Source organism: Methylocystis sp. MJC1 (genome assembly GCF_026427715.1).
In the GTDB taxonomy this organism is placed as follows: Bacteria; Pseudomonadota; Alphaproteobacteria; order Rhizobiales; family Beijerinckiaceae; genus Methylocystis.
The window spans coordinates 2,751,823-2,769,826 of sequence record NZ_CP107558.1 but is presented as its reverse complement, the minus strand read 5'-3'; the positions used below and the strand labels follow the sequence as shown (position 1 = coordinate 2,769,826).

The following is an 18,004-nucleotide window of genomic DNA, read 5'->3' as shown; positions in this document are numbered from 1 at the left end:
TCCCTTCCAAGTATCAGCCCCCCCCCTTGCGCCCCGCGCCTAGAGGGCTGATAGAGTTAATGAGCTTAGGGATGGGGAAAGGTTCATGTCTGATGCGCAGAAGGATGGAGACAAATTACGCGCGTATATCATTACAATTATCTCTGCGATGCGAACGCTCGCAGTTCAAAAGCAATGGAGAGAAGGTAAATTAAGAGAGATTTATGATGTTCATGTAAAGAAAATTGTTAACCGCTCGATAGCTCGTAGCTTCAGGCCTACAGCTAGAGCGACCTATGAAAGGCTTTTTGGCTTTCCGGATGATAACTATTATAACTACCTTGTCGCTGGTAACGCCCCGATTAAAACATCCAATATTCAGTGCATCCAAGCGACTCTGCGAGAACTCTGCCTTTATCATGATGAAACAGCGTTCACGGAGTCGTCAGGGCCCTGGCTTACATTTCTTGAAAACGCACTGGACGCAGTCGTAGGGAATAAGCCATTCATTCCAAATAACCGCACTACTGCTGCCCCCCCTCTCTCTCCTCAGGATGGCGATCAAAACACCCAGTCGTCCATAACGCCCACTAACGAGTGGGAACGAAGCCCAGTTCAGCCGGGTGGCGGAGATGCCTCTTCCGTCGCTAATCGCTGCGAGGATCATGCTCCTGGAGCAAATATCCCGTTTATGTCCCGTTGCATTGGGCGCGAAGATTCAATTGAGCGCATTTCGTCGGCCCTCTCATCTTCGCGCGGTCGCGTTGCGATCACCGCACTCCACGGACTGCGCGGCGTTGGCAAGACAACGCTCGCTGCCGCTTATGCAAATCGCCATGGTGCCCGGTATCTCACCGCCTGGTGGATCGACGCTCAACTAACCGACGGCATTAGGAGCGCGCTTGTTTCACTTGGACGGCAACTTCAATGGATCGTCGATGAAATTAATGAGAAAGACGCCATCGTCACAGTGATGAGCCGCCTGAACAAGGTGAACGAGCGCATCCTGCTCGTCTTTGACAACGCGCTCGATAAAGATTTCATACTAGAGTTCTTGCCCGTAAACGAAGCGGTGCACGTTATCATTACCTCAAATTCACACGCATGGGGGGAGATTGCCAACCCTATTGAGATCGATGTTTGGTCACCAACCGTAGGAGGAGACTACCTACTCACACGCCTCAAAAAGCCGGAAGAGGAGCGCGCGTTTGCGGAAGCCCTGTCTCACGAGCTCGGCGGCCTGCCATTGGCACTTGCGCAGGTAGCAGCATATTGTGACGAATGTGGTGATAACTTCGATACCTATCTTAAAAAACTTGCTGCGGCGAAGGCCAAATTGCTTCAAAATAGCAGGTATTTGGCGGCTGGTTATCATTCCGACGAAGAGCAACGATACTTACGCACCGTAGCGGGCACCTTCGAACTCGCGTCCGCTCAGGCGACAACGAACGAAAATGGCGGTATCGACGAAGGGCCCAAAGTCCTTCTAAACTATGCAGCCCAATTCGCTTCAGCACCCATTCCGATATCTATATTTAAACAAGCCCGCTCGACATTAGGTAAGCCGTTCGTGTCCATGGGAGACTTGGACATCGACGATGCTGTCGCCAAATTGCGCAGGTTTGCAGTTATCTACTTTAAGCAAATTGAGGATGAACGCGACGCATCCTATCGTCCTAATTGCATTTGGTTTCATCGTCTAATCCGCGAAATTGTTATGTTCCAGCAATCTCCCGCGCAACAGGACGAAATTCGATGCCGGCTTATTGCAGCCTTGGTCGAAGCATATCCAAACGAGGTTTTCACTAATCCGGCCGTGTGGCCCGGTGTACGCCACCTGGACATCCATGCAAGATACTTGGTGTTCGACAATCCGCTTCCCAAGAATGCGCAAAAAAATAAAGTTGTCTATTTGCTAAATCTGTTAGGTCAATATCAGCATGGAGCAATCGGCGATTACGATCAAGCAATGAAGTTCTATACGCGCGCATTGGACACATCGAAGGCTATCGTTGATCCTTTCGATCCCATCGTCGGCATGACGAATCATGGAATAGGCTGGTTATGCGTGACCATGGGCAGATATAAAGCTGCCCGACCATATTTCTTGAAAGCCCTTGCGATTAGGAAAAAAGCTTTAGGCAAGGACCATTTCGATACGGCAGAAACGCTACATCGCATTGGCTGGCTTGAAGTGTATGAAGGTCACTACAAGCGGGCCGAAATTTTTCTGACCAGAGCATGCGCAGTGCGCGCAAACGTGCCGGCTTCCGAATATGTAGCGAGGACCGACCCCTTCGTCACGATGGGGTGGATGTGTCTCTGCGCTGGCCGCTACGAGGAAGGACTTTCGCATTGTCTGCGCAATCGCGACAAAATGGAAGGACAACAACATGCCGTCCTAGCCGCATTGATTTACAACACAGGACAAATTTATCTGCGACTTGGGCGCTATGAAGAAGCCGACAAAGAACTTCAGCATGTTCGCAAAATGCGCGAAGACACACTCGGGCCAGAACATGCCGAAACCATTAACACGCTCACCAGCCTTGGCCTTCTCCGCATGGAGCAGAAGCGTTTGGACGAAGCCGAATTCTATTTTGAGCAGGTGCGCGAGCGCATGAAAAGCCTGGAGAAACATCCCCGGTATGCCCGTGCGCTCGCGGGCTTAGCCGAGGTGAGGCTTTATCAGAACCGGCTCGTCGATGCTGAAGACCTCGCCCAGCAAGCCTTCGCTCTTCGCGAGAGCGCGTGCGCAGAGGAGCACCCCGACAGGGCCCACAGCCGCTGGCTGCTTGCAAAAATCTGGATTGCGTCGACCGACCGCACGAAACATATCGAGAAGGGCAAGCGGTTTCTCCAGGAAGCCATTGGGTTGCTTGAGCGAAAAGTTACTGAAGGACATGTCTGGCTCAAATCGGCACGCGCTACCCTTGCCGAAATCGAAGAGCTTCTCAAGTAAATGTACGGAGCTCCCAAGCTCACGGATTCTGATTATGCGGCGGCAATGCTCTATTCTCCTGCCCCGCGATCCAGCCCTTGATCACGGACTTACGCGCACAAAGCATCGATCCCAAACGGAAAACAGGTAAACGAGTGCATTCACTTAAATAGTATACCTTGCGTCGACTCGATTTCTTACCGAAGATAAATTCAGCAATTTCATCCGCTCCATGAAGTATATCATCCGCAAGTTCTGGTGCGTTATTGTTTGGTCCGGCGTGCTGGTCCATGTTTCATCTCCCAAAGCTGCTGTTGATTAGCCCGGCGCTGATGCGAGGGCGTTCCCGCGGCGGCGCAGATGGGAGTTGCTTGCCTTGAACCCGACTGAGGCTGACCCGAGGGGCCGAGCACTCGTTTAATGAGTAGCGTCGCAATCCATTATGCATGTCCCTTTCGGAGGGACCGAAGGAAGGTTCCTATTTTGTTCTTTGCGGCCTTCGAAGTCAATCGGGAACTGGACCGATGCTAAAGGTTGCCGACCTTTGCCGCCTTTTCCGCGGGATCGTGATTGTCATTGGCGTGCCTCTGCTCTTGCGAAGCCACCCAGGCCAGCAACACGCTCTTACGGGCGCAGATCATCGAGCCGAGCTTGAAGGTAGGCACGTTCGATGTCTGGGCGATATGATACACTTTGCGTCGTAAAGACCTTGATCCAAAAAGGAATTCCGCAATTTCATCGGCCCCACGCAGCAGATCGTGGGCGAAATCCGACTCCTGGTCGCTCATTTGACGGTCCTTCACAGCGCAGCACGCCAAAGCAGCCTATAAGGCTGCCGCGAACACCATGATATGGCGCTTTGCGTGGAAGCCAATCGGAAGGAATGGGAAAGATTGGTCATGACGAGCGGAGTGTGTTGACCGCCGCCAAGAGCTTGCAGCGTTCGTGACATCCTCGACCCGATCGCCACCGTACTGAAATCTATTGTTTTCCAATAGTTTCCGAAAGCATTGGAAGCGCGCTCGCCGATAATCTTGCTCGAAAGGAGCAACATGGCGAAGCCCCGCACCCTTCGGCGAAAGCACCGCAACCGCAGCCGCACGGCAAAGGTTGATGCGCGGCCTCGCACCTACTTTCCGGTCAGCGGGGCACTTGGCGAAAATCGCGAGCTTATCGATCAGACAATTGCTTTTTGGCAGGAGCGGACAACCCGCCCGCTCAACCGCGAGGATGGGCGTGAGATCATCGAGAATATGACCGGCTTCTTCCGCATCTTGCAGGAATGGGACCGCGCCGAACAAGCGCAAGCAAGCAAATGCGGCAACCCCAAACGCGCGAGGACCAACGGGGAAACGCAACCTGTTCCGATCATCACTCCCGTATGAATTTCATTGCTCTGCGGCCACGTTAGCGGCAGACTGATGGGGCTCCGTCATAACTTGCGCCCAGAGGAGCCCATGAAAAGCTCACGCCTCAAAGACAAGCCCGAAATCAGCGTCGTACGCGCGGTATCCTACGCGCGCGTTTCCTCCAAGGAGCAGGAGAAAGAGGGCTTTTCAATCCCGGCGCAGCAAAAGCTTCTGCAGGGTTACGCCGAGGCGAACCGCATACAGGTTGTCGAAAACTACGTCGACATTGAAACCGCGAAGCAGACGGGACGCACTAACTTCGACGGAATGATCCGCTATTTGAAAAAGCACGAGGATGTTCGCGTCGTGCTAGTCGAGAAGACAGATCGTCTCTATCGCAACCTCAAGGACTGGGTGACGATCGACGAACTGGACGTCGAAATACACCTCGTCAAAGAAGGCATCATTCTCTCACGCGACTCGAAATCCTCCGAGAAATTCGTTCACGGCATCAAGGTGCTGATGGCGAAGAACTATATCGACAACCTCTCGGAAGAAGCGCGCAAAGGCCAACAAGAGAAGGCTGAACAGGGGATCTGGCCAACCAAGGCCCCGCGCGGCTATCGCAACGTGATCGGCCCCGACGGCAAGAAAATCATCGCTCCTGATCCGAAAACCGCCGGTGTCATTGCCCATCTGTTTGGCTGGTATGCGTCCGGCACCATGTCCCTTAAGGAGGCGGCCGTTCAGGCGCATGCCGCGGGGCTAGGGCACCCAAGCACCGGTAAACCCATGCCGGTCAGCAACATTCATGCGATCTTGCGCAACCTTATCTATACCGGCGATTTCGAATGGAACGGTCGGCGCTATAAGGGAAAACACCAGCCCTTGGTCACGCGGGAGCTCTGGGAGCGCGTCCAGGGCGTGCTCGACGGTCGCAACGCCCGCAAGCTGCGCGGCAGTAAGCGCGACTTTGCCTTCACCGGCCTGATAAATTGCGGCCACTGCGGCTGTGCCTTGGTCGGCGAGCTCAAGAAGGGCCGCTACGTCTACTACCACTGCACCGGCTTTAAGGGAAAATGCGGCGAGCCCTATGTGCGGGAGGAGGTCATTTCAGAGAAATTCACGGCCGTCCTCGGCCTTCTCACCTTTGGTGAGGATGTGTTGGCTTGGGTCGTTCAGGCCCTTAAGGAAAGCCACGCCGACGAGCGGAGGGAGCACGAAGAGGCCATCAAACGTCTGCGGACTGAATCTGATCGGCTGCAGAACCGCCTGAGTGGCATGTATTTCGATAAGCTCGACGGGCGGATCACCGGCGCATTCTATGACCAAATGGCCGAGACGTGGCGCAATGAACTCGATTCGCTGGCGTATCAGATCAAGCGGCACGAGTCGGCAGATCGGAGCTACATCGACGAGGGTGTGCGATTCGTGGATTTCGCCCGCAACGCCCAGAACCTGTTCGCCAAGCAGGAGCCGCAGGAGCAAAGGCGACTGCTGAATTTTCTACTTTCGAACTCGACGTGGAAGAACGGCAACCTCACTGTCGAGTTTCGCCAACCATTTGATTTAATTGCAGGAACTGTCCTGAATGCAAAGAAGGCGGAGGGCGGAAAAGCCCTAAATTCGCCTGGGCATTCAGTTTGGCTGGGGGACCTGGATTCGAACCAAGATTAACGGAGTCAGAGTCCGCTGTTCTACCGTTGAACTATCCCCCAACGGTCGGCGTGTCGCCGTGACGGGACGTCATCTAGAGAGAGCGGCGCGCGCTGTCAACAGCTTGTCGTTTGATCCGCCGAAGTTGCTTTTTCGAGCTACGCGATTTCCCATGCGCGACGGGCGAGGCTCTACCGCCAACCTTCGCCTCCGCGCCAGGGGAGGGATCTAGAGGCGGTCGATCGTGTCGAAGATTGCGGCGGCGCGCTGGCGGTCGAAGTCCGGCGCCGAGGCCGGCGCCAGCGGATCGCCGCCGGCCAACCATTCACGCGCCGCCGTTGGCGCGTCGCGGGCGATTCGCAAGCCTCTGGCGATCTCGTACAGGCCCCAGGCCATGCCCTCGCGACGAAGCGCATTCATCATGGCGTTCTGCACCAGGCTGCGCACGACGAGATTCGGCTTGGACAGCGACGCCTCGCCATATTCGCCGGCGGCGGCGACGCAGGTCAGCTTGTCACAGGCGAGCTCGTCGTCGCCAGCGAGGCCGCGACACGCCAGCGGGCGCAGCTTATGGGCGAGGCAGAGACGATTTTCGATGAGGGGGCAGTCCCAGAGATCGTGCGGGCGTTGCGCCGCGCCATGGCGCGCTGCGGCCGCGCTCTCGCCGTCGTCGCATGGGGAAATCGCGCCACGCTCGATGCCGTAAAGGAAATGCGCCAACAGCAAAATTTCGGGCGCGGTAGCGACAGCCCGCAACCGGAGGCAGCCGCCGCACTCCTGCTCGCAAGCAACCGGGAGCGCAGGCGAGGCCGAAACCGGGACATTCTTGTCGAAACTGTCGAAAGCCTCCACGCAGAGCGCGCCGATAAGACCGGCGTGGCCGCGGCGGGTTTTGATCGCGTCGCGGAACCTTCGAGAGGTCGCTCTGAAAAAGGCGGCTGGACCATTCTCGCGCATTGCAAAAGCCTTTTTGCAAGATCGCCGGAATCAATAAAGTCGGAAACAAAGAACTGTCGTTTGGAAATATAGCAGAAACATATCAGAAATATACCCCGATATCAACGCCCGATCGGTTCATTCACTGCCTCTCCCGACGCGCGCGAGCGAGCAGGGATTTCGGAGCAAATAGGCGTGCGCCAGCGCTTCGCGCCCGCCAGCCTCCCAAATAGATCGCTAACAGGCCTGGCCATTACACAAGCAATCAAGAGCGTTATCGAGGCTCTGGATTGCTTCGTCGCTTTGCTCCTCGCAATGACGGCGGGGGGTTGCTGGCGAACTTTTGTGTAAGGCGGCGGGCAGTCGATTTACCGGCCAGGGGAAATAAAAATGCCCGCCAGGAAGACCCGGCGGGCAAGTCGCACCAACACGCGGAGAAGAGGAAGAGTAGCCGCGTGAAGAGCTGTTCAGCTTAGAGCGCAGCGCCCAGCTGGAATTTCGGGATCACCGGACCGCCGATCTCCACCTGCTTACGCTCGCCCGACGGGCTGAAGAGGAAGAGGAGGCCGCCGAACTGGCTGTCTGTGTCGTAGGCCAGATCCGACAGACGTTCGACGTCGAAGCGGGCGTCCTGCACGGTGACGACCACATTCTTGGTCTCGCCGGGCTGGATCGGCGTCGAGTCGTTGAGCGACAGACCACGATCCGCCATCAGGTAGTCGGGGAAGTCAGGACGGCTGGTGAACACGTCGGGGTTGAGGAAGCGCAGACCCGCCGTGGTGAACTCGCCGATCCGCAGCGGCTCCTTGCCGTTGTTGGTGATGCGGAGGTTCACGGTCAGCTCGCGGCCCGGCACCTTGTAGGAGCCGCCAGCATAATGCGCCGTGACGGTATCCGGTCCGAGGTAGAGCGGCGCGATGCCCGTGAGCAGACCGGCCTGCATCGGCAGCGTGCGCGGGAACTGGCTGTTGGCCTGCGCATAGAAGAAGAGCAGCGCGAGCATCGAGCCGGCGAGCCACAGACCGCCGAAGCGCTTGTCCGCCGTCGAGATCATCTCGTTCTTCTTGCCGGCGGCAACCTGCCATCCGCGCACGATGATGCCCTTCTGCATGAACCAGTAAAGGATCCACACCGCAGCGGCCGCCATCCACAGGAAGTGGTAGGTGTAGGTCCAGTTGATGCCGAAGGTTTCGAGGTCGATCGTCGAGCCGTCGAGGAGCGTCACCGGATTGGTGAAGTCCTTCATGTCGCCCTTGATCTCGATCCACTGGCCGGGGCCGACGATCGGGCCGCCGTCCTTCACGTTGACCTGGACGTGGACGTGGAAGCGGCCGGGACGGCGCGCCTTCAGGACGATCTTGTATTCATAGTCCTGACCGACATCCAGCGAGAAGGTGCGCGGCACCGGCACTTCGCCGACGAAGGCGCTCTTGCGGATCAACACCGGACCGGGTTCGCCGACGTTGAGGAAGGCTTCCTGCGGCTTCGCGACGGCTTGCGGCCAGCCGGAGAAGACATGGACCTTGCCCGTGAGCTCCATCTCTTCATTGACGTTCAGCGTCGTCTTCGACCACTTCACGTCATACCAGTTGAGCGTGCGCATGCGTAGGAAGGCCTGCTGCGAGCGTTCGCCATGCGCCGCAGCCGGCGTAGCGGCGAAGGTCGTGGCGGCGACGATCGCAGCCGCGCCGACGGCGAGCAGACGGCCTGCGCGGCCCGACGCCGTTCTTGCCAGTTTCTGGAAGAAAGATTGTTTCATTTGTATCCGACTCCCTTGTCGTTTTCTGCGCCGGGGCTCTACGCCCCGGCCGTTGTTCGGTGCTTGGATTAGATGTCGTCGTTCTCGAGATACTTCGTCGTGGAGAACCAGCCGCCGACCTTCCACCAGAGGAAGTAGACGAGCATGGAGACGAAGCCCGAGAAGAAGGCCGCGACCGGCACGACGTCCTTACCGAAGGTGCGCAGCGTGCCGCGCTCGATCATGCGGATGTATTCCGGCGTGCCCGTGCGGACGTAGTTGAAGCCGATGAGATCCGCGAGCGTCAGCAGAACGCCGTCGACCTCGGTGGCCTGGTGGAACTGCGCCAGAACTGGCCAGTTGCTCGGATAGAACAAGAGACCCCAGCCCATCGCGCCGAGCACCGCCGTGACGATCCAGCTCCCCGAGAGCAGCAGGATCACGTCGAGCCAGAAGCCCATCGGGATCAGCGCGGACGGGAAGACGAGATTGATCGGGAAGAAGGTCCAACCCCAGAAGTTGTCGTAGCGGTTGATCCATTCGCCGACGAGCAGCGCGAAGCAGGCGACCGTCGCGCCGAAGGGCAGGCGGAACTTCTGCCAGAAGAAGGACTGCGCGGCGGCGGCGAAGCACATGGCGACGATCGGCGCCACGGTCGGCCACATACGGCGATCCTTGAAGTCAATCCAGAAATCCCAGTCGCCGGCCAGCAGCATGTAATGGATGTGGAAGGAGCCGAGCAGCACCAGGAAAAGGATGAGAAGCAGGACCCAGTCGGTCAGCTTGACGCAGCCGAGGAATTCCTCCTTCGACGCCCAGGCCCGGCCTGCCGCCGGAGCCGTTTCATTCGATATAGACATATTTTGCCTCTCCTTGATTGTTCCTCCCGGCGGCCCCGCCGGGTGTTTTTTCTCGTTTCGCCGTGCGCCTTCCTGCGATCAGGCCGCAGTGGTCTTGGCGTCGGCCGGAAGCGGCCGCTCGCGACACCAGAGGGAGAAATTGTCGAAAGCGGCCGCTTCTTCTTCGGTCCCGCGCGCGCCCTGGGAGCGATGCGCGCGCCGCCGAGAGCCACTCTCGCGATCAGATCGCGAGAACGTCCTTTTCGAACTCCTTGCTGAGCTCGATCACGCGGCTGAGGATCTGCAGCACGGTGCCGAACATCGCGAGACCGAACCAGCCGAAGAACACGAAGCCCCAATGCAGCGGCGCCGTGAACAGTTCTTCCATGAACCAGAAGGTGTGACCCCACTCATTCAGGCCGACGTTCGGGAAGATCATGAACGGACCGGCGAAGAACATCAGGAAGGCCAGCGAGATGCGGTTCGCGAATTGCGGAATGCGCGTGCGGCCGTACATGAAGGCGCCCCAGCCCGCGATAATGTAGATCGGATAGCTGAGGTAGAACTCCAGGATGTGCGACGGCGTGAAGTCCGTGTCGCGAATGACGGTCTGGTGCCAGGTGCCGTCCTGCTCGGTGAAGTAGCTCGCACCCCAATAAACCGTGAAGGCGTAGATGAGCAGCCAGCCGATCAGGGTGATCAGGCGACGCATTTCTTCACGCGGCGCAACGGCGTTGATGTTGCGGTCGCGGGTCTTCCACAGATAGCCGCCGATCGCGCAGAAGGAGATGAACTCGAGCGGCAGCTCGGTCCACATGATGTTGAGCCAGTAGGTCTGGAACTCCGGCGCGAAAGAATCGAGACCGGCTTTCCAGCCGAAATACTGCTCGTAGATTCGGATGCCGACGTAAAAGGTCCCCAGCGCCGCCATGGCGAGATAAGCGGGGCGGTAATTAACAATAGATTCCGCCTGCGCCTTGGTCGCTATCCCTGCTTTTTCTGTTAGTGACATTCCTCTCCTCCAGTTTTCAGTTTGGACTGGGTTCGCGCACTCGCACGAAGCTTTCGCACCGTTTCGGGCGAAGGCTTCCCTAGAGTTGCGTGTCCTTTCGTGTCTATCAGGTAGAATTTTCAATGCTTTCCAAGCACTTTAGGCTGGAAAGAAAGCATTCCTGACAGAGCTGGAGGCTATCACGGACAGGATGAGCAACGTCAATTGTCCAGTTGAGGCATCAACTGCGTCAATTGCGCGCATTGTATTGAACTGTATCACTTATATGTATTTTAAACTGAGATTATATGCAGTGTAAATAAATATGAGACTGATGTATATTATAGTGATACTTGTGAATCGCGACTTTCTGCCGCACCAAAGTCAGTTGATTTGAAGCTTCGTCCGTCGATTATGTGCGCTTGGCTGAACAACGGCCTTAGAAAAGTAGGGAGGCGCCAAGCAATGAAAACATTCCACTCCGTCAATGAGCTCGGCTGGGTCGCGTTCTGGATCGGCTTCATCATCTTTCTGTTCGCCGTATTCATTCCGACGGTGAATCGCATGCTCAACCTCTGAGCCTGCTGCCAAGCATTTTTCCCAGGCAATTTGTCCCGGCTCGACCTGTCGAGCCGGGACATTTTTTGTTTGTGCGACGCAACTGGCGCCGGCCGCTTCGTCTTCCCGGCTGGTCCACTGGATGCGGAAATCGCCTGTCTGAATGAGTCCGGCGTGCGACACTATGAAGCAGAGTATGTATAAAATTGTCTCACTGCACAAAAATCAAGGCTTCAACTGTAGAGGATTTCTATTTTTGCCAAGAACCCATTGAATCTACGATATCCTTCTTCCTTTTTGGCGGGGCCGGGGGTGAGACGCTTTCTTCGACTTCTCGCCCCTTCGTCCGTTTGCTGCAAAAAAACGATCATTCCCTTAGCTTTGTATTTATGAGAGAAATGATGGCCTGGCTTCCGGTTTCCGCTCGCGGGAGCCAATGTCTGGAAAACCAGAAACGCTCAGTCAGGCATCCGGCCGCCGTTGAAATGTCCGAAAATCACAAGAATAAACAAAATCTAGACGACGCCATGGATAGTAAAGAAGACAGACAAATGACGTTGCAGCGCCGGCGGGAAGATGCGCTTCGTTGCCTTCTGGCGCACGCGAATCGTGCGCCGACGAGGGCAATCGTCGATGAGCTCAAGAAGGATTTGGGCGTCTCACGGGCGACGGCGTATCGCATGATGAAGTCATTTCGCACCTGCGGCGCCATCGCTCCGTCGTCTTCGCGCTCCGTCGGGCGTCCGAAGGGCACAAAGGGACTCGATCCCAAGCGCGAGCGAATCATAGAGGCGGCGTTGGCGGCCTTTCTCGCGGAGCGCGAGCGCCCGCGATTCAGCACGCTTGTCCAAGAGATTGCGCGGCAGTGCAAAGAAGAGTCGCTGCCAGTCCCAAATTGGCGAACGATTCGCGCGCGCCTTCGCGAGCTGGAAAATCGGCAGACCGCCGGCGGCGTCAATTAGCCAGCCCCTGCGCCTGAGCGCCAATATCAGTCAGGCGGCCAGGTCAACGCTCGCGAAGCGCGCGATCGGGAAATCCAGAGCAAACCAGCGCCGTCATTGCGAGCGAAGCGAAGCAATCCAGGGAAATGACGCGACTTTGGATTGCTTCGTCGCTTTGCTCCTCTCAATGACGGCGGTGGTCACTAGGAATCGAGCTTACAGCCAGACGGGAATGGCAGGAGCACGCGTTTGCTCTGGATCCCCAGTCTCAGGCCTTTGGCCTGCCGAGAATGACAAGCGTCGAGCGAGCTCGGCAAGCTGAAATGCAATGATTCATGCGAGCGGATTCAATCCGCGGCTAGAATGACATTCTGCGCGGCGAATTGGGCGACGACATCGCTTCCTTCGGAAATCCCCATTGCCTCGACGTCTTGCCTCGGCAGGACCGCCGTCATTGTTTTTCCCGAGCCAATGTCGATCAGCAGCTCGCAGTTGCGCTCGGCGTCGATTCGGCGCGTGACCACGCCGGTAAAGCGATTGCGAGCGTCCTTTGCCTTTTCCTGCGGCAGGCTCAATTCGATGAAAGACGATTTGACCAAAGCGGCGACCTTGCGGCCGGGTTTCAAATCGAGATCGACCGTCGCTTCATTGGTGACGATGGCGAGCAGTGTATGTTCGCCGGAGATTCGCAATGTGACCTCGACGTCGACGGGCCACTTCTTGATCGAGACGACCTCCGCCTGGAAAACATTGCGGGCGGATATGCGCACCGCGACGCCCCAGAGCAGAAAATCCTCCTGCCCGTCGAGCCCCACTTCGGCGATCATGGAGGAGAGGCTCGAGAGCCTGTCCTCGAGCCTGTGAAAGGTCTCGATCAGCTTACGGCCTTCCGGCGTCACCTCGGCGCCGCCGCCGCTCTTGCCGCCGGCTTTCGTAACGAAGGCCGGGCTCGGCAGCAGATTGTTGATCGCGGCGACGGCGTCCCACGCGGCCTTGTAGCTGAAGCCGGCCGCCTTGGCGGCCTTGGAAATGCTTCCATGCTGCGCAACGGCCTCGAGCACCTTGATTCGGTCGCGCCCGATGAGGAATTTACCTTCGCTGCGTAGCGCAAGAAGCGCGTCTATCTTTTTGGTTGTCGTCATCCGTCTCGCGCCCGCTACCACGGTTTCGATTCACGTCTATCATATCCGCGCCGGCGAAAGGGGGGAATCCGCCGGGGCGGGAGGCCCAGGGCGCGTCATTCCCGCCGGGCTGAAGAGCCCGCGCGGGAACCCAGAGCCAAAATAGCGCTGGATTCCCAATCACTCGTCGCGAGCGTCGGGAACGACGACGAACCAATCAAAGCTCTCTCTACGTCTCAGTCATAAAGAAATGCGGCGACGCGCGCCGGCGCGGCGGATGCGCCTTTCAAGCGGAGCGGAAAAATCGCCACGTCGAAGCCATGACTTGGCAGTTGCTCTAGGCCGCGCAATTGCTCCATTTGCCAGTAGGGCTTGCGGCGGCCGACGAGATGGCCCTGCCAAAATAGATTTCGCGTCGTTCTTCTCTTTGGAGGCGCGGATCTGGTGATGAAAAGGCAGGTCCCAGCCCCATTGGTCGATCCCCATCACCATGACGCCTTTGTCGATCAACCATTCGGTCGCCGGCGCGCTCATGCCGGTTCCGCGTTTCCAATAGTCTTTCGATCCCTGCAGGCGGTCGCGGCCGGTGTGGATCAGGGCGATGGCGCCCTCGCCGAGCGTGGCGCCGCTGTCGCGCAGGCTCTGCTCCATATCGGCGACAGTGATCTCGTCGCCATCGGCCTTGTGGCGCATGTCGAAGACGACGCCCGGGCCAAAGCACATGTCCAACGGCATCTCATCCACCGTCGCGGGACGGCGGCCGTCGGAAAGCTCCGGACCGTAATGCCAGGGCGCATCGATATGAGTCGTGGAATGGACGCCCATGCGCGTGATGGTGTCATCCGCCCAGCCGGCAAAATCCTTGGGGAAGAGCCGGAAGGGGAGGCCGAGCGCCCGCACCAGCCAACGCGCCTTGCGATGGCCATGGTGCTTGATCTTCACGCGCATGAAGAACGGATCGTTGGGGTTATCGACGATTTCCTTGGACAGATCGACGATGCGCTTCGGTTTGATGCGACTCATGCAAATTCTCTAACTACCTGTTCGGTAAACGTCTTTATGGGAAGCTAAGCCATTCCCGACGTTCGCTTACGCGAGTGGGGAACGGCGCAGGCCGCTCATCACAGATTTGTCGGACGACGACTTGCAGGACGGGAGATTCTAGCGCCAGTCCTCGAAGGAGAAGGGCTTGATGCCCTCGTTTTCCAACTCGATCGCAAAGGAAGCCGCTCGCGCCACGAGCTGGCTTCGGCGGCTGACGCCTGCGACGCGCGCGGTCACGTTCTCCGCGATTTCAGCAATGGGCGCGCCTTCGGCCACGGCCTGCTCCCTGCGCGCAATGCCGACGATCCGCCCGCCGGCCGGCGCGGGAACGGGCGTTTCTCCGATGAATCCAATTGGCGCGCCTTGCGTCGCCAGTGCGCCGATCGGCATGTCCGCGCGAAATTGGCCGGCGCGGGGAGCCGAGACGATAATATCTTGCGCTTCCGGCCATTCTTTCGGCCAGCTGTCGCCGGCGCGCAGGATTGCGCCCGGGTCGGGCCCGTGGGTCGCGATCGCGGCGTCGCAATCGACGCCCGGCGAGAAGCTCGATCCCAGTCCGATGGTGAACTCAGCGAGGCTGAGGAAGGAGGCGGGCTCGTCCTCTCTGTCTTCGCGGGCGGCGATGATCACATGCCAGGGCCAGCGCTCGATGACATCGGCGAGCTGTCCGCGCAGCAGGGGGATGAAGGCGTGGCTTTGCAGCCCGAGCATAAATTCGGACGCGACATCGGCGCGTCGCGCCTCGACGCCGTCGAGGACGGCGTAGCCATCATACCAGGCGTCGGCAAAGCTCATGCGCCGCCGCAGGGCCAGCGGGCTCGTGCATTTGTGCAGGGCGACCGCATAGCCTTCGCCAAAAAGCCCGCGCGCAACGGCCGAGGCGTCTTCCCCGATCCCGCAAACCAAGACGGTCAATTCATTGGACATTGGACCCGCTCCCCGCCTGATTAAGCCCCGAGGAAGTTGAAATGGCAAGATTTCGCGCTGACCGTTCCCAAGCTCACGGGCCGTTGAAATGAACGGTTCCGAGGTCGGCGCAATCATATCCGCCGAGAGCGGCAGCCCGATCGCGGAAGGCGTCGCAGGCGCAGAAGCGGATGAGCTTCTGGAACGGCGGATCGAAATAGGCCTTGCGCCACACGAGGATATCGAAACGCTCGACTACCAGCGGCGTGAAGGCGAGCTTGAACTGATTCGCCGCGGCTTCGATGCCAAGCCCCACATCCGCCCGGCCGGAGGCGATCGCCATGGCGAGGTCGGTCTCCGACCGTTCGATCGCTTCGATCGCATTCAGGTCCGTCTTTTGCATCTTCTCTTTCGCCAGCAGTTGCGAGAGCACCAGCTCGCTGCCGGCCTCCGGTTGTCGCGATTGGAAGCGAAGATCGCCGATGTCCGCGAGCGATTTGATCGCGTGGCCGGGGGAGGGGCGATACATGAGGCCCCGGCTGCGCTTGGCCCACTCCAACAAGACGACGGGCTCGCGGCCCATCGCTTCCTGCACGGCGGCGACATTCCAATCATCCAGGCGCGCCGTCGGAATGTGCAACCCCGCTGCGAGACAATCCTTCGACTTGAGCCGGGCGAGACCATCGAGCGCGCCGTCGAGCAGCGCCGCGATGCTCGCGCGCGATTCGCGCAGAGCCCATTCGAGAAGCGGATCGTGCCCGCCCGCCATGACGAGCGGGAATTGCGCCGACGCCGGCTCTCTCTCCGCCGATGCGCCCTCGCCGCCGCTGCTGGCGATCCAGGCCTCGATCTCTCTTTTCGGGAAAAGCAGCTTTCCCGTCACGCGCCGCACCGGCAGCGCCTTTTCAGAGACGAGATCGTAGACCTTGCGCTCCTTCACGCGCAGCAGCGCCGCGAGCTCGCGGGTCGTGAAGTAATCGGACATCCGCAAATTCCTTTTCCGAGATTCGCGGAAATTTCGCATAGATTCGACAGGGCGCGGAAGTCCTGGCGCTCTCCAGAATGCATAAAGAAACAGCAGCTTTGGGTGCGCCGCGAGGTTCGGCAGCCTAAGGCGCATGGCGCATGACTAGGCGGGCAAAGGCCCCCCTTTGCGCCGCCTATTTCTTACTTTGACGCCCGATCGCCCAGACATAGGCCGCGACGGCCGTCACATCGGAGTCGCTCAAAGGCGCGCCACCCTTCGGGGGCATGGGGCTGCGATATTCCTTGGGGCTCGCGACGCCGCGGGCGATCACCTCTTTGATCGAATCGAAGCTCCCATCGGACCAGAGCCATTTGCCGCTCGTAAGGTCGGGCGCAAGGGGCGCGCCCTTGCCATTCTCGCCATGGCAGCCGGCGCAGTTTCCACCTTCCGCATGGCCATTGAAGATGCGCTCGCCCAACGCGACCTGCGCGTCCGTTGCACCCGGCGGGACCGGCAGGCTTTTTCCTTCCAAGTTCCCGGCTTCCGGATTGACGCCCTCCGGCGGGCCAGCCTTTGGCGCGCGCTCTGCCGTCTGCGCGGGCGGAGGCGCGGCTTCGAGGCCCTGCGCAATGTCGCCATGGTAGGTGATGCGCCAGATGCGGCCGTTGGTGTCGTCGGAGACGTAAAGGGCGCCGTCCGGCCCCTGCGCGAGACCGGAGGGCCGATGCGCCGCGCCGCCGGGCTCCTTGGCCCCGCCCGCGAATCCATCGGCAAAAGCGATGAAATCGCCCGCGGGCTTGCCGTCCTTCGCGGGTTGGAACACGACATTATAGCCGCTCTGTGGGAAGGGGGCGCGATCCCACGAGCCGTGGAAAGCGATGAAGAAGCCCCCGTGATAGGCGGTCGGGAATTGCCCGCCGCGATAGGCGAGCAGCGCATTCGGCGCCCAATGCGCCGGGAAAGCGGCGATGGGCCCTTGCTTCTCCGCGCAGACGCCGACCTTCTTGCCGCCGTCGCCGCCATATTCGGGCGCGAGCACGAGCTTCTTCTGAAAGCCGTCATAATAGCATTCGGGCCAGCCGTAATCGGCGCCCTCGCGCAGTTCTAAAAGCTCCTCGGCGGGAAGCTCGGCGCCTTGCTGCGGCGAGTAGAGCTTCGGCCAATTCTCCGCGAGCTGATCGCGGCCGTGCTGAGTCGCGTAGACGCGATCCCCTTCAACGGTAAGGCCCTCGGCGTTGCGGATGCCTGTCGTGAAACGTTCGGCGGGCGAGAATTTCTGGTCTCTCTTCTTCGCGTCGTATCGCCAGACGCCGGCGCGCGTCTCGAGCTCCCGGCAGGGCGTGAGGCCCGGCGACTCGGGCATGCGGTTGCTGGCCTGGCAGGAATCGGTGGCCGAGGCGGAATCGAGATAGAGATTGCCGTGCGCGTCGATCACGAAGGGATGCATGGGATGATCGCCGGTGAGCGGCATTCCTGAGATCACCGTTTCCGCCTTGGCGCTTGGCGCGATGTCGCCGGGCGACAGCGCATAGCGGACGATCTGGTCGCCTTCTTCCGCGTAGACAGCGCCGTTATAGATTCCGACGCCGGTGCCGCCTGAGCCGCCGCCCTCCGGCGTCGCGCCGAAACGCGCGACGACATCCGCCGCGCCGTCGCCATTTTTATCCTGGAGCGCGACGAGGAAGCCGCCCTGGGGCGTCTTTCCCCGCTTCCCATAGTAGCGCCCGCTCCATGTGTTTACGTAAACGACGCCATTATCGGCGACGGCGATATGGCGGGCATGGCCGATGTGATCGGCGAAGACCGTCGCGCAGAACCCCGAGGGCAAGGTTATGCCGGCGTCGCCATTGGGACAGGCCGGCTTGTTTTCGCTTTGCGCCGCCAGAGCGCAGAGCGGCGGAAGTGATGCGAGAATCGTCATAGAAATTTGGCCGAACAATTTGCCACGCATCCGCGCCTCGTTCGTTCGCTGAAAAGACTTGCTTGCGGCACGGCCTAATTTAGAGCGACAGCCACACGCGGCTAGCTGGCTCTGTGC

At 59.2% G+C, this 18,004-nt stretch carries 15 protein-coding genes and 1 tRNA gene; 4 read left to right on the top strand and 12 right to left on the bottom strand.

Features of this window, described 5'->3' with window-relative positions:
• The first annotated feature begins 85 nt into the window (after positions 1–85).
• Positions 86–2,941 (top strand): tetratricopeptide repeat protein, encoded by a 2,856-nt coding sequence (locus tag OGR47_RS13430; protein WP_165055198.1) that lies wholly within the window; start codon positions 86–88, stop codon positions 2,939–2,941.
• A gap of 19 nt (positions 2,942–2,960) precedes the next feature.
• Here the strand turns inward: OGR47_RS13430 and OGR47_RS13425 are convergent, their stop codons facing one another.
• Together OGR47_RS13425 and OGR47_RS13420 are read right to left on the bottom strand one after the other, a co-directional pair.
• A complete protein-coding gene (locus OGR47_RS13425) occupies positions 2,961–3,212 on the bottom strand; it encodes a hypothetical protein (RefSeq protein ID WP_165055201.1) in 252 nt (83 codons plus the stop codon).
• Between the two features lie 235 nt (positions 3,213–3,447).
• Entirely contained in the window at positions 3,448–3,708 is a 261-nt protein-coding gene (locus OGR47_RS13420) for a DNA-binding protein (RefSeq protein ID WP_206527487.1), read from the bottom strand.
• A 264-nt stretch (positions 3,709–3,972) separates the two neighbouring features.
• Here OGR47_RS13420 and OGR47_RS13415 point away from each other — a divergent pair, with 264 nt between their 5' ends.
• Together OGR47_RS13415 and OGR47_RS13410 are read left to right on the top strand one after the other, a co-directional pair.
• On the top strand, positions 3,973–4,305 hold the full coding sequence (locus OGR47_RS13415; RefSeq protein WP_165055203.1) for a hypothetical protein: 333 nt from the start codon (positions 3,973–3,975) through the stop codon (positions 4,303–4,305).
• A 72-nt stretch (positions 4,306–4,377) separates the two neighbouring features.
• Complete coding sequence (locus OGR47_RS13410; protein ID WP_165055205.1) at positions 4,378–5,946, top strand: recombinase family protein; 1,569 nt, start codon at positions 4,378–4,380, stop codon at positions 5,944–5,946.
• On the opposite strand, the gene OGR47_RS13405 is transcribed toward OGR47_RS13410, so the two are convergent.
• The 5 genes from OGR47_RS13405 to amoC form a co-directional block, all read right to left on the bottom strand.
• Positions 5,914–5,987, bottom strand: a tRNA-Gln gene (locus OGR47_RS13405). The two genes, OGR47_RS13410 and OGR47_RS13405, sit on opposite strands and share 33 nt — an antisense overlap.
• 166 nt (positions 5,988–6,153) lie before the next feature.
• A complete protein-coding gene (locus OGR47_RS13400) occupies positions 6,154–6,882 on the bottom strand; it encodes a hypothetical protein (protein ID WP_165055207.1) in 729 nt (242 codons plus the stop codon).
• A gap of 451 nt (positions 6,883–7,333) precedes the next feature.
• The gene (amoB, locus tag OGR47_RS13395) at positions 7,334–8,620 is read right to left on the bottom strand and encodes a bacterial ammonia monooxygenase, subunit AmoB (RefSeq protein WP_165055209.1); all 1,287 of its coding nucleotides are present in this window, start codon (positions 8,618–8,620) and stop codon (positions 7,334–7,336) included.
• A 68-nt stretch (positions 8,621–8,688) separates the two neighbouring features.
• Positions 8,689–9,459, bottom strand: coding sequence for a bacterial ammonia monooxygenase, subunit AmoA (amoA, locus tag OGR47_RS13390; protein WP_206527488.1), 771 nt, complete (start codon positions 9,457–9,459; stop codon positions 8,689–8,691).
• Between the two features lie 220 nt (positions 9,460–9,679).
• Positions 9,680–10,450: a bacterial ammonia monooxygenase, subunit AmoC gene (gene amoC, locus OGR47_RS13385; protein WP_165055211.1), complete on the bottom strand. Its 771-nt coding sequence runs from the start codon at positions 10,448–10,450 to the stop codon at positions 9,680–9,682.
• Between the two features lie 743 nt (positions 10,451–11,193).
• On the opposite strand from amoC, the gene OGR47_RS13380 reads away from it, so the two are divergent.
• Entirely contained in the window at positions 11,194–11,949 is a 756-nt protein-coding gene (locus tag OGR47_RS13380) for a hypothetical protein (RefSeq protein WP_246729815.1), read from the top strand.
• A 326-nt stretch (positions 11,950–12,275) separates the two neighbouring features.
• On the opposite strand, the gene OGR47_RS13375 is transcribed toward OGR47_RS13380, so the two are convergent.
• From OGR47_RS13375 to OGR47_RS13355, 5 genes are all read right to left on the bottom strand, one after another.
• A complete protein-coding gene (locus OGR47_RS13375) occupies positions 12,276–13,070 on the bottom strand; it encodes a TOBE domain-containing protein (RefSeq protein ID WP_165055213.1) in 795 nt (264 codons plus the stop codon).
• Positions 13,071–13,289: 219 nt separating this feature from the next.
• Positions 13,290–14,072 (bottom strand): cyclase family protein, encoded by a 783-nt coding sequence (locus OGR47_RS13370; RefSeq protein ID WP_246729816.1) that lies wholly within the window; start codon positions 14,070–14,072, stop codon positions 13,290–13,292.
• A 138-nt stretch (positions 14,073–14,210) separates the two neighbouring features.
• Entirely contained in the window at positions 14,211–15,020 is an 810-nt protein-coding gene (locus tag OGR47_RS13365) for a hypothetical protein (RefSeq protein WP_165055215.1), read from the bottom strand.
• A gap of 73 nt (positions 15,021–15,093) precedes the next feature.
• Positions 15,094–15,984: a helix-turn-helix transcriptional regulator gene (locus OGR47_RS13360; protein WP_165055218.1), complete on the bottom strand. Its 891-nt coding sequence runs from the start codon at positions 15,982–15,984 to the stop codon at positions 15,094–15,096.
• Positions 15,985–16,159: 175 nt separating this feature from the next.
• Entirely contained in the window at positions 16,160–17,917 is a 1,758-nt protein-coding gene (locus OGR47_RS13355; RefSeq protein ID WP_206527489.1) for a c-type cytochrome, read from the bottom strand.
• Positions 17,918–18,004: the final 87 nt, after the last annotated feature.

What these genes read in the sequence shown, in the direction of transcription:
- OGR47_RS13425 (WP_165055201.1), bottom strand. Translation starts at nt 3,212, where the DNA reads ATGGACCAGCACGCCGGACCAAACAATAACGCACCAGAACTTGCGGAT.
- amoA (WP_206527488.1), bottom strand. Translation starts at nt 9,459, where the DNA reads ATGTCTATATCGAATGAAACGGCTCCGGCGGCAGGCCGGGCCTGGGCG.
- OGR47_RS13410 (WP_165055205.1), top strand. Translation starts at nt 4,378, where the DNA reads ATGAAAAGCTCACGCCTCAAAGACAAGCCCGAAATCAGCGTCGTACGC.
- OGR47_RS13365 (WP_165055215.1), bottom strand. Translation starts at nt 15,020, where the DNA reads ATGTCCAATGAATTGACCGTCTTGGTTTGCGGGATCGGGGAAGACGCC.
- amoB (WP_165055209.1), bottom strand. Translation starts at nt 8,620, where the DNA reads ATGAAACAATCTTTCTTCCAGAAACTGGCAAGAACGGCGTCGGGCCGC.
- OGR47_RS13360 (WP_165055218.1), bottom strand. Translation starts at nt 15,984, where the DNA reads ATGTCCGATTACTTCACGACCCGCGAGCTCGCGGCGCTGCTGCGCGTG.
- OGR47_RS13415 (WP_165055203.1), top strand. Translation starts at nt 3,973, where the DNA reads ATGGCGAAGCCCCGCACCCTTCGGCGAAAGCACCGCAACCGCAGCCGC.
- OGR47_RS13370 (WP_246729816.1), bottom strand. Translation starts at nt 14,072, where the DNA reads ATGAGTCGCATCAAACCGAAGCGCATCGTCGATCTGTCCAAGGAAATC.
- OGR47_RS13400 (WP_165055207.1), bottom strand. Translation starts at nt 6,882, where the DNA reads ATGCGCGAGAATGGTCCAGCCGCCTTTTTCAGAGCGACCTCTCGAAGG.
- OGR47_RS13420 (WP_206527487.1), bottom strand. Translation starts at nt 3,708, where the DNA reads ATGAGCGACCAGGAGTCGGATTTCGCCCACGATCTGCTGCGTGGGGCC.
- OGR47_RS13375 (WP_165055213.1), bottom strand. Translation starts at nt 13,070, where the DNA reads ATGACGACAACCAAAAAGATAGACGCGCTTCTTGCGCTACGCAGCGAA.
- OGR47_RS13430 (WP_165055198.1), top strand. Translation starts at nt 86, where the DNA reads ATGTCTGATGCGCAGAAGGATGGAGACAAATTACGCGCGTATATCATT.
- amoC (WP_165055211.1), bottom strand. Translation starts at nt 10,450, where the DNA reads ATGTCACTAACAGAAAAAGCAGGGATAGCGACCAAGGCGCAGGCGGAA.
- OGR47_RS13355 (WP_206527489.1), bottom strand. Translation starts at nt 17,917, where the DNA reads ATGCGTGGCAAATTGTTCGGCCAAATTTCTATGACGATTCTCGCATCA.